The organism is Parapedobacter pyrenivorans (assembly GCF_014636865.1).
In the GTDB taxonomy this organism is placed as follows: domain Bacteria; phylum Bacteroidota; class Bacteroidia; order Sphingobacteriales; family Sphingobacteriaceae; genus Parapedobacter; species Parapedobacter pyrenivorans.
In genome coordinates this window covers 266353-284102 of record NZ_BMER01000001.1, presented here as the reverse complement: position 1 = coordinate 284102, position 17750 = coordinate 266353, and the positions used below count along the sequence as shown (strand labels likewise).

11 protein-coding genes are annotated in these 17750 nt (G+C 50.4%); 9 read left to right on the top strand and 2 right to left on the bottom strand.

The window, feature by feature from the left end; all coding sequences use genetic code 11:
- The 6 genes from IEV98_RS01120 to IEV98_RS01095 form a co-directional block, all read left to right on the top strand.
- Positions 1-2749: CLIPPER-2 domain-containing protein (locus IEV98_RS01120; RefSeq protein ID WP_188504102.1), on the top strand; the 2749-nt coding region annotated here is incomplete at its 5' end.
- 20 nt (positions 2750-2769) lie between these two features.
- A complete protein-coding gene (locus IEV98_RS01115) occupies positions 2770-3759 on the top strand; it encodes a PorP/SprF family type IX secretion system membrane protein (protein WP_371870664.1) in 990 nt (329 codons plus the stop codon).
- A gap of 20 nt (positions 3760-3779) precedes the next feature.
- On the top strand, positions 3780-5720 hold the full coding sequence (locus tag IEV98_RS01110; RefSeq protein ID WP_188504100.1) for an OmpA family protein: 1941 nt from the start codon (positions 3780-3782) through the stop codon (positions 5718-5720).
- 67 nt (positions 5721-5787) lie between these two features.
- Positions 5788-6429, top strand: a complete 642-nt coding sequence (locus tag IEV98_RS01105) for a response regulator transcription factor (RefSeq protein WP_188504099.1) — start codon at positions 5788-5790, stop codon at positions 6427-6429.
- 27 nt (positions 6430-6456) lie between these two features.
- Complete coding sequence (gene cysS / locus IEV98_RS01100) at positions 6457-7920, top strand: cysteine--tRNA ligase (RefSeq protein WP_188504098.1); 1464 nt, start codon at positions 6457-6459, stop codon at positions 7918-7920.
- Positions 7921-7963: 43 nt separating this feature from the next.
- Positions 7964-8827 carry a YybH family protein gene (locus tag IEV98_RS01095; protein WP_188504097.1) on the top strand — a complete coding sequence of 288 codons (864 nt, stop codon included), beginning with the start codon at positions 7964-7966 and terminating at the stop codon, positions 8825-8827.
- A 6-nt stretch (positions 8828-8833) separates the two neighbouring features.
- On the opposite strand, the gene IEV98_RS01090 is transcribed toward IEV98_RS01095, so the two are convergent.
- Entirely contained in the window at positions 8834-10216 is a 1383-nt protein-coding gene (locus IEV98_RS01090) for a peptidylprolyl isomerase (RefSeq protein WP_188504096.1), read from the bottom strand.
- A complete protein-coding gene (locus IEV98_RS01085; protein ID WP_188504095.1) occupies positions 10217-10981 on the bottom strand; it encodes a peptidylprolyl isomerase in 765 nt (254 codons plus the stop codon).
- Positions 10982-11317: 336 nt separating this feature from the next.
- Here IEV98_RS01085 and IEV98_RS01080 point away from each other — a divergent pair, with 336 nt between their 5' ends.
- From IEV98_RS01080 to IEV98_RS01070, 3 genes are read left to right on the top strand one after another with little or no spacing between them, the layout of a single operon-like run.
- Complete coding sequence (locus tag IEV98_RS01080; protein WP_229738503.1) at positions 11318-12493, top strand: Gfo/Idh/MocA family protein; 1176 nt, start codon at positions 11318-11320, stop codon at positions 12491-12493.
- Between the two features lie 43 nt (positions 12494-12536).
- The gene (locus IEV98_RS01075) at positions 12537-13592 is read left to right on the top strand and encodes a sugar phosphate isomerase/epimerase family protein (RefSeq protein ID WP_188504094.1); all 1056 of its coding nucleotides are present in this window, start codon (positions 12537-12539) and stop codon (positions 13590-13592) included.
- Positions 13593-13603: 11 nt separating this feature from the next.
- Positions 13604-17725: a two-component regulator propeller domain-containing protein gene (locus tag IEV98_RS01070; RefSeq protein WP_188504093.1), complete on the top strand. Its 4122-nt coding sequence runs from the start codon at positions 13604-13606 to the stop codon at positions 17723-17725.
- The last annotated feature ends 25 nt before the right edge of the window (positions 17726-17750 follow it).

The window sequence follows — 17750 nt, the reverse complement described above, 5'->3', positions numbered from 1 at the left end:
CGACGCCGGCATTGTAGTGAACCAAGCGAAAGTGTCGGGTGATGATCCGGTAGGTAACCCGACATCGGAAGTGCCTTCTGACAACCCGGATACGCCGCAGCCGAACGACCCGACGGTTGTTGAATTTACTCAGCAGCCTGGCTTGTCACTTACCAAACGGACAACGGGCGAAGGTCCATTTGCAGTCGATGACTACATCAATTACGAAATTGTAGTCCGTAATACCGGCAATGTGACGTTGACAGACATTGTCGTTACCGATAATAATGCGGAAATCGTATCCGATTCGCCGATAGCCAGCCTGGCACCGGGTGCCACAGCCACGGTCACCGCACGTCACCAGATAACGCAAGCCGATATCAATGACGGTATGGTGGTGAACCAGGCGAAGGTGACAGGCGACGACCCGGACGGCAACCCGATAGCGGAAGTGCCTTCTGACAACCCGGATACGCCGCAGCCGAACGATCCGACGGTGGTCGAACTGACACAGCGACCGGCCCTGTCCCTGACCAAACGCGCAACCAGTGAAGGTCCGTATGCATTAGGCAAGTACATAAGCTATGAGATTACAGTCCGCAATACCGGCAACGTAACATTGACGGGTGTAACCGTTACGGATGACAACGCGGAGATCATTGCAGGTATACCGATAGCGCAACTTACCCCGAATGCTATTGCTACAATCATCGCTCGGCACCAAATTACCCAGATAGACATCGACGCCGGCACGGTGGTGAACCAAGCGAAGGTGACAGGCGACGACCCGGACGGCAACCCGATAGCGGAAGTGCTTTCTGACAACCCAGATACGCCACAGCCGAACGATCCGATGGTGGTCGAGCTGACACAGCGACCGGCCCTGTCCTTGACCAAACGCGCAACCAGTGAAGGCCCGTACGCAGTTGGCCAATACATAAGCTACGAGATTACAGTCCGTAATACCGGCAACGTAACATTGACGGATGTCACTGTTACGGATGACAATGCGGAGATCATTGCAGGTACACCGATAGCTTCCCTGAAACCAAACGTGTCGGCTACAGTCATTGCGCGGCACCGCGTAACGCAAGCCGACATCGATGCGGGTACCGTCACGAATCAAGCTACGGTAACCGGCAATGACCCCCGGGGTAACCCAATATCGGAAGTGCCATCGGATAACCCGAATACACTTGAGCCGAACGACCCTACGGTGGTGCCTATGGAGAGCGCACCTATGTTATCGCTAACCAAAGGGGTAACCAGCGAAGGGCCATATGATGTGGGCGACCAGATTAAATACTTCAATATTATAGTAACCAACACGGGAAATGTGACATTGACTGATGTGGTCGTTACCGACGATAACGCCGAAATCATTGCTGGTTCGCCGATTGCCAGGTTAAGACCGGGCGAATCCGCATCGGTAATGGCTAGGCACGTCGTTACGCAGGCCGATGTGGATGCCGGTGAAGTGATTAACCAAGCGCGCGTATCGGGCAATGATCCGGGCGGAAGCCGCACTCCTGAGTTCTTGTCGGACGATCCGAACACACCGGAACCGGGCGACGAGACCATTACACCTATTGCACAAGCGCCGGCAATTCGTATCGACAAAGTCGCCAATAGGCAGCTCGTTGAAAAAGGGGGTGACCGTATAGGGTACCAGCTGCAAGTGATCAACACGGGTAATGTAACGCTCTATGATGTGGAGATTACCGACCCGTTGACGGGATTTGTGCAACAGATTGCCCGGGTGAAACCGGGTGTGATAAACGCACATACCTTCTGGACGACGTATACAACCACGGCTGCCGATTTGGTCGTCGGCAAGATTGTGAACACGGCCACGGTGACTGCTTCGGCACCCGATGGAAGTGAGATCAGCCACGAGGCCAGTGTTGAAGTGGAAGCATACTTCAAAGAAATCGAAGCAGAAAATGATGACTTCGGGCCTGTGAATGGCAAAACGGGTGGAAATGCAGGGAATGTTTTCACCAATGATAAGATCAACGGCGATCCGTTGGTTCCCGGCGAGGTGATCCTGACGAGGGTGCCGTCAGACGACCCGTCGCCATTGAGGCTGGAAGAAGACGGTACGGTGACCATCGCCCCGAATACACCGGCCGGAACGTACAGTTTCGACTACCGGGTGTGCGATGTCATCAATCCGAACAATTGCAGCACAGCCACCGTTACGGTGGTGGTGGCCCCTGCGGAAATCCGGGCTACCGATGACCTGGTGACCGGTGTCAACGGTTATGAGGGTACGTCGAACGTAGCCAATGTGTTTGCCAACGACCAACTCAACGGTGTTCCCATCACATCCGAAGACGTGACGCTTACATTGATTGGCGGTGACCCGGCATTGCGGCTCAACCCCGACGGTTCGGTAGATGTATTGCCTGGTACGCGGGGCGGCACGTATACCCTGGAATACCAGATCTGCGAGAAGCTGAATCCGGATAATTGTTCGGTAGCAAGGGTGACCATCACCGTGGTGAACCCACTCAAAATTCCGAACGTGTTTACCCCCAACGGTGATGGTAAGAACGATCAGTTTGAGATTATCGGCAGTGAAGGTTTTGATCGCATTGAAGTTACGGTCGTTAACCGTTGGGGCAACGAGGTGTACCGGAACGACGATTACCAGAATGATTGGAGCGGTCAGGGCCTTACGGAAGGCACGTACTATTACCTGATAACTACTCATTTGGGTAGTGCAAGGGAAGTACATAAAGGTTGGGTATTGATAAAACGTCTGTAATGAAGAGTCTGATAAAATCAATGATAGGGCTGGTACTGCTTACAGTAGCCAAGGAAGGAGCGGCCCAGCAGAACATCCAGTTCACGCAGTACATTTTCAATTCGATGAGTGTTAATCCGGGTTATACGGGCTACAAGGAGGAATGGTTCGGTCAGCTGGGTCTTCGGAGCCAGTGGGTTGGGCTTGACGGGGCGCCCCGGACGGGGCTGCTGTCCATCGACGGAGTGGTCGATCCGGTTAACAAGCGGCACGGGCTGGGGCTACAGGTTACGGCGGATAGACTCGGTCCGCAGTCGGCTACCTCGGCCTATGCGAACTACGCGTTCCGGCTTCGGCTGAACGAGGAGGATACGCAGCGGCTGAGCTTCGGCATCGGGGCTGGTGTTACGCAGTACAGCCTTGATGGCGCATTGTTGGAACCCACTGACGGGGGCGACCAAATAATCCCTGCGGGCAAAATCAGCAATTGGGTTCCGGATGTGCGTTTCGGGGTGTACTATTACAATCCGAAGTGGTATGCGGGTGTATCGGTGATGGACCTATTGTCGGGCGACCAGAGCAACAACATCTTCCGCTGGGATAACACCACGACCGATAACATCCGCCGCAAGCGGCACCTGTACTTCATCGGCGGTGCATTGTTCAACCTCAACCGGGGGCTGGATTTCCGTCCCAGTTTACTGGTGAAGGAGGACTTCAGGGGCCCGACGAGCCTGGACGTGAACGCGATGTTCATTTTCGGCAAGCGGTTCTGGCTTGGTGCGGGTTGGCGCACGGGTGTGACGGTTTTCAAGCGTGAATATGGCCGGGTGAGCGGCCACAGCCTGAGCGGGCGGAACTCGTTTTCGGCGGTCACCCAGATTTATGTGACGGATGCCCTGCGCATCGGTTATTCCTACGACCACATCGTGAGCCGGTTGAGCAGCGTGCAGAACGGTTCGCATGAGATCACTTTGGGAATCACCTTTGGGCGGCAATCCCAACGGATACTCAGTCCGCGGTTTTTTTAGTTAGACATTAGACAGTCGCCATGAGACATTATCTGAAACCATTCATTTTTTCCACGTTGCTGCTTTGTATCGGCGGCTTCGCTTTTCCACAGGAACAACCCAGCTTACGCGATCGCGCAGATGAGCTGTATAGGCAGTACGAGTATGCGAATGCGGCCAAGCTGTACACGAAGCTGGTGGACACCAGACAGCCCCGCCTTCAGGATCTGGAACGGCTTGCCGACAGCTACCTAAGGATGAACGACTATGAATCTGCCGAAAACTGGTGCGCGCGGGTCATCGGACATGAAGACAGTCCGGCGCAGAACCGGCTGGTCTACGGCGACGTGCTGAAAGCCAACGGCAAGTATGCCGAAGCCAAGGAACAGCTGAAAGCGTATGTGGAAGCGACCGGCGACGCGGCCTCCGTGGCGCTGCAGATCGCGGGTTGCGACTCGGCACAGGTGTGGATGGCCGACCCGACGGTGCATAAGCTGCGCAATGAAGGGGTGAATACGTCGCTGTCGGAGTTTTCGGCATTCCCGGTGGGCGGGAAGGTGTACTACGCCGGCGAGCCGCAAGGCAACGCCGATACCTACGGGTGGACAGGCAACGCCTTCCTGCGGGTATATACGGCCGACCGCAACGCAGACAACATCCTATCCGATGCGGCCCTTGCCAGTGATGACATCAACAGCGGCAAATTCCACGTTGGCCCCGTGGCGACCGATGCCACCGGCAACACCTTGTTCGTGACACGCACATATGTAGGAAACGACGGCGAGCGGACAAAAGAGGGGCAACGGAAATACCGGACCCGCAACCTGGAATTGTTTATCTATACGAAAAGCAACGACGGGACGTGGTCGGCCGAACCCTTTGCGTATAACCGGGTGGAAGAATATTCGGTGGGACATGCGGCATTGAGCACTGACGGCAATACGCTCTACTACGCGAGCGATATGCCCGGTGGACAAGGAGGCACGGACATCTGGTACAGTGAAAGGCAGGCCGATGGTAGCTGGGGTACCCCGGTCAACGCGGGCGCAAGTATCAACAGCGCCGGCGACGAGCTTTTCCCAAATACAGGGCCAAACCATACGCTGTATTATTCAAGTGACGGCTTTGCGAGCATGGGTGGATTGGACGTCTTCCAATCCACCGGGGGGAAGGCACGATGGGGCACCCCGCGGAACCTTGGTTATCCGGTGAATTCATCGGGCGACGATTTTGCATACATCGTCACGTTTAATGGGGAAGAAGGTATCGCAGGTTACCTATCTTCCAATCGCAAAGGCGGACGGGGCAGTGATGACATTTATTCGTTCACGTATGAGAAACCGAAGATTGTAATCCTCTTGCGCGGTACCACATCGGATAAACAGACGGGCGACCGTATCGAGGCGACGGTGACATTATTCGATGGGACGAGAAGAATCATAGCTCGCAAAAGCAGTGGTGAATCGGGGACCTTCGAGTTCCTGCTCGACCGAAACCAAACGTATACCGTACTCGGAAACAAGGAAGGGTACCACGCCGATTCAGCGAAAGTGAGCACGGTGGACATTACAAAATCAGATACGCTGGAAGTGGCATTGCTGTTGGAACCCATATTTAAAGTGGGCGATACGTTTGAGCTGGAGAATATTTATTACGACTTCGACAAACATCATATTCGGCCGGACGCCGCTGCGATATTGGACGAACTGGTGCGCACGCTGCGGGATAATCCGACACTGAAAATCGAGCTCTCCAGCCATACGGACAGCCGGGGCAGTGACGCATATAACGAAGCATTATCGCAGCGGCGGGCACAGTCGGCCGTCGATTACCTGGTGAGCAAGGGTATCGCACGCGATCGCATGATGGCTAAAGGTTATGGTGAAACGCGATTGGTGAACGATTGCGGCAATGACGTGCCGTGCACGCGTGAGCAGCATCAGGCAAATCGGAGAACGGAGGTAACCGTGCTTGAATACTAGCTACTGCTTAACTGGTCATAAGTGGGCTGCGAGATGTATACGGAAAAGCCCGTCGGGCGTTGTAGCTATGAAGGTAATTATTAAAGAAGCCTATCCGGTCATGAGGATTGGGCTAAAACGTTTGATAACGAATTATTGCCCTTGTCAGATTATCAGCTGTGCTGATGTTTCCCAAACAATTGAAGCTATTGGCGAATCAAGACAACAGATTGATTTGCTGGTATTTGGAATGCATATGGATGAAGTGGCAGATATGAAAAGGGTATTGGCGACAGCCAAGCCACAGGTGCAGCGTAATGATATACGTGTTTTGGTCATATCGGATATGTGTGAATCTGTATATGCCCCGCTATGTATTTCTGCGGGAGCAAAGGGGTTTATATCCCCGCATGAGCCTGTGGAGGTGGTGCTCGCTGCAATAAAGGCAATTTTATTAGGTGGAATGTTTGTAAATCGTCTGCTCGCTAGGCATCCGGTCATGCAGCAAATAGTTAATAAAGGTGAATTGAATGTCTTCGACCTATTTTCCTGCCGAGAACAAGAAATAGCAGAATATCTTTTGAAAAATACTTCGCTTCAGGATGTTGGTGAAAAATTGAATCTTAGCTATACGACTGTTGCAACGTATCGGGATAGGATCTTGAAAAAGGCAAATGTAAAACAGATTTCACATTTAAGTAAACTGATCGGTCATAGGCATGAATCGTAATCGTATTTATTTCGTATTTTCGCGCCCATGGATAACCGTTTGGTTCTTTACAATACGTTAACAAGAAAAAAGGAAAAATTTGAGCCGCTGAATCCGCCATTCGTCGGAATGTATGTTTGCGGCCCCACCGTATACAGCGATGTGCATCTGGGCAATTGCCGCACATTTGTATCCTTCGACCTGATATTCCGTTACTTAACCCATTTGGGTTACAAGGTGCGCTACGTGCGCAACATCACGGACGCTGGCCATTTGGAGGGCGATAACGATGAGGGCGACGATAAGTTTGCCAAAAAGGCCAAATTGGAACGGTTGGAGCCCATGGAGATCGTGCAAAAATACACCTTGGGATTCCATGAGGTGCTGCGGCTTTTCAATACACTACCGCCTAGCATCGAACCTACCGCCACGGGTCATATTTCCGAGCAGATTGAAATGGTCAAGAAAATCATCGAACAGGGATATGCCTATGAAGTGAACGGCACCGTATATTTTGATGTGGAGAAATATGTAAAGGAATACGATTATACGATTCTTACTAACCGAAAGCTGGACGATTTACTTAACAACACCCGTGAGTTAAACGGGCAGGACGAAAAACGCGGCCGGCTTGATTTTGCCCTTTGGATCAAGGCGAAACCCGAGCATATCATGCGATGGCCTTCACCGTGGGGTGTTGGTTTTCCTGGCTGGCATATCGAGTGCTCGGCCATGAGCAGTAAATACCTGGGCGATCAATTTGACATCCACGGTGGAGGAATGGACCTGGCGGCTACCCACCACACCAACGAGATTGCACAATCTCAGGCATGCAACCACATGCAACCCGCAAAGTATTGGATGCACACCAATATGCTGACCGTAAACGGTACACGCATGTCTAAATCTGCCGGTAATGGTTTTCTACCCCACGAGCTTTTCAGTGGGAGCCATCCGTTATTGGAACGTGGCTATTCACCCATGGCCGTCCGCTTTTTTATGCTGCAGGCACACTATAGGAGCACACTTGATTTTTCGAATGAGGCGCTTGAGGCAGCGGACAAAGGTTATAGGCGGCTTATGAATGCCATGGCGCTGCTACCTAAACTGAATGCTACAGCCAAGAATACGGAGATAAAGGTCGATGAGTTGAAAGCACGTTGCTACGCTGCCATGGACGACGATTTTAACAGTCCGGTATTGATTGCCGAATTATTCGATGCAGTACGCATCATTAACAGCGCATACGACGGTAAACTCACCCTTGACGAACCGTCGCTGGTGTCGTTGAGGACGCTGATGCAGGATTTTGTGCATGGCGTACTTGGTTTGGTAGATGATAACACAGGATCCGATGATTTCGAAAAATTAATGGATGTTGTCATTTCGCTCCGTAATGAGGCCAAGCATAGTAAAGATTACACCACATCAGACCGAATCAGGGAAGGGCTGAGTTCCATTGGTATCCAGCTTAAGGACAGCAAGGATGGCACACTTTGGAATAAGATTTGATTGGTTGAATTGCTTTTAAGAATCGTTTATCAATCCGCAGTTAATGACAGCTCGTATCAGGATTAGTTTTTCCATCTTTTTTCTCGTTACTTCTATCCCTGTCTTCGCACAGGTATTGGGCAAAGTAGGGAGCTTACTGTCGGCAGATCGCACGGCGGCGCGATTATCAGTTACGGAAGGGCCGCACGCAGCGTTATTATCCGTGGTGGATAAGAATACGACTTTCTTTACCCCTTCGCCGGTGAACGCATTAGACTATTTGAACGAGCGCCCTAATATCCCGGATGTGCTGACTTGGAAACCGACCTACGCAGCCGTTGCAAAAAGTATGGAATGGGGAATTACCGCTGGTCCGCTTTCATTCCAACGCGTGGGAGCTATAAAGCGATATGGTGAGTATTTAGCTGTATGGCGACGTGACCGTAAAGGCAATTGGAAGATTGATCTTCGAGCGCAAATCGAACATAAGGGCGGCAACGAGGAACCCGAATTGCACTATATTGAGCCGGATGATAAAGACTATACGAAATTTAGGACGAAAGAACGAATACAGCAACGGAAAGAAATTGTAGTCAGCAATGATCAGTTGCTGTCGGCAGTACTGAAGTCCGATGCGTCCATTGCATACGGCGAGTTTTTAGCGGACGATGCACGCTTTTATTTTCCGTGGAAAACTCCAATCATTGGAAAGAAGGCTATTCTCGAATTTGTAAAAAAACAAGATATGGCTATCCAGGCAGAGTCATTGGTGGCCAATCGCTCTTATAGTGGGGAACTGGCTTATTCCTATGGCGAGGCCACGGTGGCCACGGCAGCTGAAACACTTAAGTGTAATTACGTACGGATATGGCAGTTACAGCCTGATTTCCAATGGCGGGTTATCATCGAAATGCTGTTTGAGCGATAATTGCTGCTACAGCTGCGCTTCAGTCGTTTCGTTATCTTTTAACCATATCTTCAAGTCGTCGCAATCATGGTACTCATCATTGATGTTGATAAATGTCACTTTCCGACGGCCTTCGAACCATTCGCTTAATTTGCGATTAATTTTATCTTGCAGCGCAGCCTCTTTAATTTTAGCGTAATCCAATTGGAGGCTAGCCTGATGTGGCGCAGTCCGTGACTTGAGGTACGTAAATTGGTATCCAATTTTACCGGCGCGGTCAGTAAATCGTGCCGGTTTTGAATACTCGCCGGGTTGAAGGGTATCTATAGCTGTAAAAACGGAAGCATCAAGCTTATCCGCGGGGATCAGCGTTGTGCGGCTTTGCTGGTTTTCCATATTGAGCAGCATGCCCCCGTTGTATTTGGTTTCTTTATTATCCGAATACAGGGTCGCTGCACTATAGAAATCGAGTTTATTGGCCACTACGTTTTCATAGATACTGTCGATATTGGCTTTTGCACGCTCCAGGCTAGCTGCAGTGGGTTTGATTTGGACGAGGATGTGGCGTGTCCGTACCTCTTCTCCGCGGCGTTCCAGCACTTCCAGGAAATGGAAACCATGCTCGGATTCAAACACTGGTGAGAGCTCTCCCGGTTTCATCCGAAAAGCCATGGCAGTATATTCCTTTACCATCATGTCTCGTGTGTGGAAGCCAAGATCACCTCCATAAGGGGCCGAACCGCCGTCCTGTGAGTACAGCCGCGCTACCGTGGCAAAGTCTGTGCCTTCCTGTACCTGGCTGCGGAGCTCCTCCGCGCGGTCGCGAAACTGTTGCTTTTCCTCGCGGGTAAGTTGGGGAAATATCACCAATTCGCCTACCTCTACTTCGGTATTGAAATAGGGTAAGCTGTCAGCGTCCAACGATTCGAAATACCGCTTTACCTCCAATGGGGTCACATCGATGCCTGATACGATATTCTGCTGCATCTTATTGGCCTTCAATTGCTCGAACACACTGGGCCGCATCTCTTCCTTGTATTGGAGCAATGAACGATTGAGAAACTGCTCGAGCCGCTCTTGTCCGCCCGCTTGGGTTGACATGTATCGCAGGCGGGAATTGATATTGTCGTCCACTTCGCCCTCACTCACTTCTATGGAATCAATGGCAGCCTGCTGGGCTAATAATTTCTGTGTGAGCTGTTGTTGGAGGATGTAGCATTTGAAATCTTCGTCGGCCTTATTGCCCTGGGCGAGGTATTGGGCATATTGCATTTCGATTTCTGATTGCAGGATGATGTTGGAACCGACCACCGCAGCTACCTTATCGATGACGTGTGGTTCTTGGGCAAGGGCCCAATTGGAAGTGCCTACTATTGCCAAAACCAGAAAAATGCAGCTATGTTTACTCATTTAGTTATATATTTCAATGTTGTTCTTTTCCCGGGCATCGTCTACAATGCTCCTTTGCATTTGGTCAACCAAATCAATTTTACGTTTATTCAAAATCAGGTTGCGGATATTGTTGGTTACCAATGACAGTGGCGAATGCGTATCCCTGAATTTCGAATCGTGCAAAATTATCAGATATAATTCATTATTTTCAATTATTTCAAAAATTCGGCCTTTTTGGTCAAAATTGTCCTCTCCAATCCCCGAAAGCGGAATCTTTTTTACCAGTTCGTCGACATAGTGCCACGAAGTATCGTGCAATGCATATTGTGAAGCGTACCTGGCGCAGTATTTTTCCAGTACATCTTGCTCCTCAAAATCCGTTGAAACAAACAATCGTTTTACGCGCTCCAATTCCGGTGCGTCGCTTTGTAACTGGATATAGGATACTTTGAGGATGGGCTGCTTGAGTGTAAATAAGTCCTCGCGCGACTCGTAATATCGCCTGATTTCATCATCCGTGATCACGGTATCCAGTTTTTGGCTCACCAGTGCTTGCTCATATTCATAAACAATAAGTCCGTTTTTGTACTCCTCCACCTGCCGATCAAGGCGATCCGTATTGATATTAACGTTGCGCTGCGCATGGTGAAGCAAGGCTTGCTGACGTGACCATTGCTCAATATACGCCCGTACTAGTTGTATACTATCAACTCCCGTTACCCCCCGAGGCACGACGCCCTGCAAATCTTCGGGATAGAGAAATTGATCAAATGATCGTGCCACTGGCTTTGGTTTTCCACGGTTACAGGCAGCCAGCAATGATGTAAGAATAACGAAAGTTAATATAAATGCCCTAACCATTAACTTGTCCATGCAACGCGATGCCAACCTGCTTATTTCAAAAGGCTAAGGTACGTATTTGGTGTCAATGCCAGGTGAATTTAACCATTTTTAACACATCGAAAAGGGTTGGTTTAACGACCGAAATAGCTAGTGATTTCGTAAAATATTTGCCATAAAGCGCTGTTTTTTTGACAATAATGCTATTTTTGTGTGCCCGATATCTGGGATGATGCCAACGATAGCAATTTAGCAGTATAAATCAAAATTACAATAAATATGGTTAATAACAATATCAATCGTAAGCTCAGGATGGGAATGATCGGTGGTGGAAAAGGGGCATTCATTGGTGAAATACATCGCATCGCAGCCACAATGGATGGACAGATTGAGCTGGTATGTGGGGCGTTCAGTTCCGATCCGGAGCGATCAAAGGAGAGTGGCGAGTCGCTCTTTCTTCCCGTCAATCGTGTTTATGGAAGTTATCAAGAGATGATGGCGGAAGAACGTAAGCTTCCGGAAGGTGAACGTATGGATTTTGTCAGCATCGTTACCCCCAACCACGTCCACTTTGACCCTGCCATGCTGGCGCTCGAAAATGGCTTTCATGTGGTGTTGGATAAGCCCATGACGTTCGATTTGCAGGAAGCTAAGCAGCTTAAGGAAAAGGTAGACGAAACCGGCCTGCTATTTTTGCTGACCCACACCTATGTAGGTTATCCAATGGTACGGCAGGCCAGGAAACTCGTGCGCGACGGTGCATTGGGTAAGATCCGCAAAATCTATGTGGAGTATCCACAGGGGTGGCTCAGCAGGTTTTCAGAGCAATCGGGCGACAAGCAGGCTGCGTGGCGTACAGATCCGACCAAATCGGGTAAGAGTGGTTGCATGGGCGACATCGGTACCCATGCATTGCACCTGGCGGAGTTTATTTCCGGATTGCGTACCACACAGCTGTGTGCTTCGCTGTATACCTATGTGGAGGGGCGGAAGCTGGAAGATGATGGTAACATCCTGCTCCAGTTCGATAATGGCGCCAGCGGTGTGCTCGTCGCTTCGCAGATTGCTGCGGGCGAGGAAAATGCACTGAAAGTCCGGATGTACGGCGAGAATGGGGGACTGGAGTGGAGCCAGCAGGAGCCCAACACCTTGTTGGTGAAATGGCTGGATGAACCTGCTCAAATCTACCGGGCTGGTGGGAATGCGGCGATCTCACCCGAGGCGCGGGCCTTTTGCCGCACGCCAGTGGGGCACCCCGAAGGTTATCTCGAAGCTTTCGCAAACCTTTACCGGAGTTTTGGAGGGGCATTGCGAACCAAATTGGGTGGTGTGCAGGGGAATACCCATGTGCCCGATTTCCCTTCGGTAGACGATGGCGTGCGCGGTATGGCCTTTCTGGATAATGTGCTGCGGAGTAATGAAAGCAACGAAAAGTGGACACCATTTACGGTGTAGAAGGTGATTTTTTTATTCGGTATTAATAATTTATTTGAAAACTATGCAAACAGTTAAAGGCCCGGGTATATTCCTGGCGCAATTTTTAGGCGACCAGCCACCGTTTAATACGCTTGAATCCATTTGCCGGTGGGCTAAAGACCTCGGATTTAAAGGTATACAAATCCCCACTTGGGCAACAGCTTATTTCGATTTGCAAAAGGCTGCCGAAAGCAAAACCTATGCGGATGAAATCAAGGGGATGATCAACGAAATTGGCTTGGAGATCACGGAATTGTCTACCCACCTCCAGGGTCAATTAGTAGCCGTGCATCCGGCTTATGATCAGCAGTTTGACGGCTTTGCCCCCGCACAGTATCACAATAATCCGAAGGCACGTCAAGAATGGGCCGTGCAGCAACTGAAATATGCTGCTAAAGCATCGCGCAACTTGGGATTGAGTGCACATGGTACCTTCAGCGGAGCGCTGTTATGGCATACCGTTTACCCATGGCCCCAGCGCCCGCAGGGGCTGGTAGATACGGGTTTTACCGAGTTGGCAAACCGTTGGCGACCAATACTGGACGCATTTGATGAACAGGGTGTAGATGTGTGCTACGAAATCCATCCAGGAGAAGATCTGCATGATGGGGTGAGCTATGAGCGGTTTCTGGAAAAAGTGGATAATCACCCTAGGGCATGCCTTTTGTATGACCCTTCCCATTTTGTTTTGCAATGCTTGGATTACCTGGCCTATATCGATCATTACCATGAGCGCATCAAAATGTTCCATGTGAAAGATGCTGAATTCAATTCATCCGGGAAACAGGGCGTATATGGCGGGTATACCGGCTGGGTAGAACGGGCCGGTCGCTTCCGTTCGCTGGGCGATGGACAGGTGGATTTCAAAGCGGTATTCAGTAAGCTAACCGCCTACGATTTTAAGGGTTGGGCAGTGATGGAATGGGAGTGTGCGCTTAAGCATCCGGAAGACGGAGCACGGGAAGGGGCTTTATTTATCGAAGACAACATTATCCGTGTTACCGAAAAAACGTTTGACGACTTCGCCGGTGGAGATGCTGACGAAGCGAGCAATAGACGCTTGCTCGGGCTGGAATAAAAAGCGCGGTGATGGATGGGAGGCGCATCGGTTTTACCATGGGATTGCTGCTCATTTTTGCAGCACCCATGGTCGGATTAAGCCAACCGGACACGTACCTTGTGCAACAATTGGATAACCGAAATGGCTTGTCCAACAGCGCGGTCAATTGTGTCTTCCAGGATTCCGATGATATGCTTTGGATTGGTACGTGGGATGGGCTCAACCGTTACGATGGCAAGTCTTTCCTGGTTTTCAATTACGACAGTTATAACCGCAATGACCCACGCAGCATCGGGAGTAACGTCATCCAGCATATTACCGAAGACCGTAATCGGAATATATGGGTCAGCACAATGGAGGGGGTATCACGGTACGAGAAGCAGCGTGGGATCTTCCATCATTATTTTTATACCCGCAATAAACGAAGCCAAGTTCGCGAACAGGAATTTGAGGTGACGGTGGATACGGCAGGACAATTGTATGCCCGTACGGCTACCTTGGGGTTCGCGCGATATGATGCGCAGCGTGATTCATTCTACGCCTGTCCACTACCGGGAACTGATGGGCACTTTCAGAAAATTCTGTTCGATCGGGGCAATCGGTTATGGACGCTGTCGGAGTCTGGGGAAATCCGTGTGTTCGAAAAAGAATCCAACCATCAATTTGAGCCGATACCCGTTGTCGGCCCTGATAGTGGACCATATACGGGGTTGTTTATAGCCAATGACAAGGTCTTTTTGGCAACATCAACGGGGCGGTTGAGCAAAGTGGATGGACTCAACCTGAAGTCAAGTGAGGTCGCCCAATTGCACTCGGGTATCCGCTCCATGGCGTTTTACGACCAGCAGTATTACCTGGCATTGGAAGGACAGGGCTATCGCGTGTTCGACCTAGACTTCCGTCAGGAAGCAGGCGACGGGAACATGAGGCCACTGGAGAATGTGAAAATCACCGCCTGGACGCCGGGGAGTGAACAACTCCTATGGGTTGCCACCGATGGCAACGGTCTGATTAGGGTGGCGCCGAAGACCATTCCCTTCGGCCACCTTTCACCATCGGCCGTGGGCGCTACCAAACCCATCAGGGCGATATGTCAAGTAGACGGCGCGCTGTGGATAGGTACCAAAGGAGGGGGGATCGCTTCCACCTTAGCTTTTGATCCAACAGGGAACACACCGGCCCATTGGCAATATTACACTACGAATGATGGACTAAGTAACAACGCGGTGTATGCTATCGAGGCCGGGGGCAACAACCTGATCTATGTGGGAACGGATGGGAAAGGGCTCGCACTCTATGACCGTCAAGCTAAGCAATTTGTCAATTGGGTGGATTTAGAAGGACATGAGGATTGTCCGGAATTTGGTTCAGTATACGCCATCGCAGAGGATAGCGATGGTTCGGTATGGGTGGGAACCAGTGGATATGGCTTACTCCATCTCCGGTTTACCCGGATGGCATCGCATCGACTCGCGGTACAATTTGTTCGGCAGTACACCTATTCCAATGATGAGAAAGGGCTGGCCAATGACATCATCTATGCCGTATGCCATGGTTCGGATGACTACCTATGGATAGCCTGCCGTTATGGCGGGTTGAGTTTACTGAATAAGAAGAGTGGCAAGATATCCACATTCAAGGCATTCACACACGAGGGCAGCCTTTCCAATAACGACGTGCTCGCACTGTATAAAGACAGTAAAAAGCGGTTCTGGATCGGTACAAGCTACGGACTCAATTGGATTGCGGAAGCAGCGATTACGCAGCCTCAGCCGGTATTTAATCACTTGAATACCTCCAATGGTCTCCCTAATAATACCATCCATGCCATTACGGAAGATGATTCGGGCTACATTTGGGTGAGTACCAACAAAGGGCTGGCCCGGGTCAATCCGACAGATTCAGGTGTGGCGCATTATCAGGAGGCCGATGGTCTGCAAAGCAATGAATTCAGCGATGGTGCAGTATGGAAAGATGCACAGGGATACCTGTATTTTGGTGGAATCTATGGACTGAATTACTTCCTGCCCCAGCATATCCGTGAGAATGTGCGCCGGCCCAACTTGCAGCTTAGCGGACTCCATTTTGCAGGAAAGCCATTCATCGGCGGCGAGGACCTGGTATTGCGGGCAGGGCAGTCCGATCCGGGGCACTATGCAGTATCCCGTACCGATAACTTCTTTGAAGTTGAGCTCAAAGCGATCAGTTTCCTGCACGCGGAGAAGTGTGAGTATGCTTGGAAATTGGAGGGCCATGATAAGACGTGGCAATACGGTGGAACAAACGGAAAGATAACCTACAGTAACATCCCTCCGGGGCGGTATGCGCTATCAGTTAAATGGTCAAATGGCGAAGGATTATGGACGGCACAGCAAGAAGCTTTTCAGTTGCACGTAAAACCTTACGTATGGTTGACTTGGCCCGCACTGCTCGGTTATGCATTGTTGCTGGCAACTGGTGCATCTATTTTTTACAGCAACAGGAGAAACAAACTGGAAATTAAGCATCGGCTACGCTTGGAGCAAAAGCTACGTGAAAAAGATGAAGCCTTACATGAAGAGCAACTCAACTTCTTCACCAATATTGCCCATGAACTGCAAACGCCGCTCACGCTGATTATGGGTTCTGCCGAACGGTTCCAGCATTATGACCGGCAGGATACGGCACCAGCACTGAAGCAAAACCTGTTGGCGATGCTTTATCAACAGGCATCCCGGCTTACTTACCTTGTGCAGCAACTGCTTGAGTTTAGAAAAGCCGAAGCAGGATATTTGCAAAACCACTACGCCATCCTTGACGTGTCATCACTGATTACCCAGCTAACCGACCTCTTCTTGCCGCTTAGTGAACAACAAGACATCACCTATGAACGGCAGATACCCGATGGCATCATATTGCCTACGGATAAAGACAAATTGGAGAAAGTCTTATTCAATTTGCTATCAAACGCGTTCAAGCATTCCGGGAGGCGTGAGCATGTCATTATTGCTGTGCAATGGGATGCGACGGCCGCGTTACTGCGGATCACTGTGTCGAATTCCGGATGTGAGCTCGAACAACACGAATTGGAAGGACTTTTCGACCAATTCCGTACGGGACGTAAAGAAGACCCTGCTACATTCACTACAGGGATCGGCCTGGCCTTCACGCGACGGCTCGTCCAATTGTTGGAGGGGAATATCCGTGCCACCGTCGATCAGGGATGGATATCATTCTGTGTTGAGCTCCCGCCACCAAAGGATCATCATGATGCTGAAGGTGGTATGCAGTATGGTGGAACCCCGTCTTTTATTTACCGAAACATGACTTCGGCGACTGCCCATGATACGCTAACGCCCACGGATGAGCAGAATAAGGGAGCGCTTGTGGAGACCCTGTCGGGCACCATTAAAAAAACCATTCTAGTCGTTGAAGATGAACCTGGTATCCGATATTTGCTGCGTGACATCCTTGGCGAACATTACGTGGTTTATGAGGCGGTCAATGGATTGGAGGCCGTGGGCCTCATCCGCAAGCAGGTGCCCGATCTGATCATCAGCGACGTAATGATGCCCGGAATGGATGGTCTTACACTTTGCGAGAAGATAAAAAATACGCCGTCTACTTGTCATATCCCCGTTGTTATTTTATCAGCGAAAGGCAGTGTGGAGCAGCGGACCGAAGGCTATGAGGTCGGTGCTGACGCATATATAGCCAAACCTTTTCATAGCAATCACCTTAAAGTACGGATAAAGAATCTGTTTGAACAACAGGAACGCCTGCATCAACTGTTCGCGCAAGGGGGGACCGATCCTGTACCATTGACGGGTAACCGGGAGCAGCAACAGTTTCTCAATGCATTGGTGAAGGTGATTGAGACCCAGTTAGACAATCCGGAACTCAACGCGGCGACACTTGAACATGCGCTTGCCCTTAGCAAGATGCAGCTTTATCGCAAACTGAAAACCTTGAGTAACATGACGCCTTCGGAATTCATTCGGCATATCCGGTTGAAACACGCGGCGCGTTTGTTGACCACCACCCCATTGACGGTCGCGGAAATCTTCTACCGAACGGGATTTAACAACCAATCTTACTTTTTCAGGGAGTTCAAGCGGCAATACCATTGTGCACCCAATGAATACCGAGCCCAGCATTATGTAAGGGTATAAATCGCTGTTTTTTTGTAATTACGGG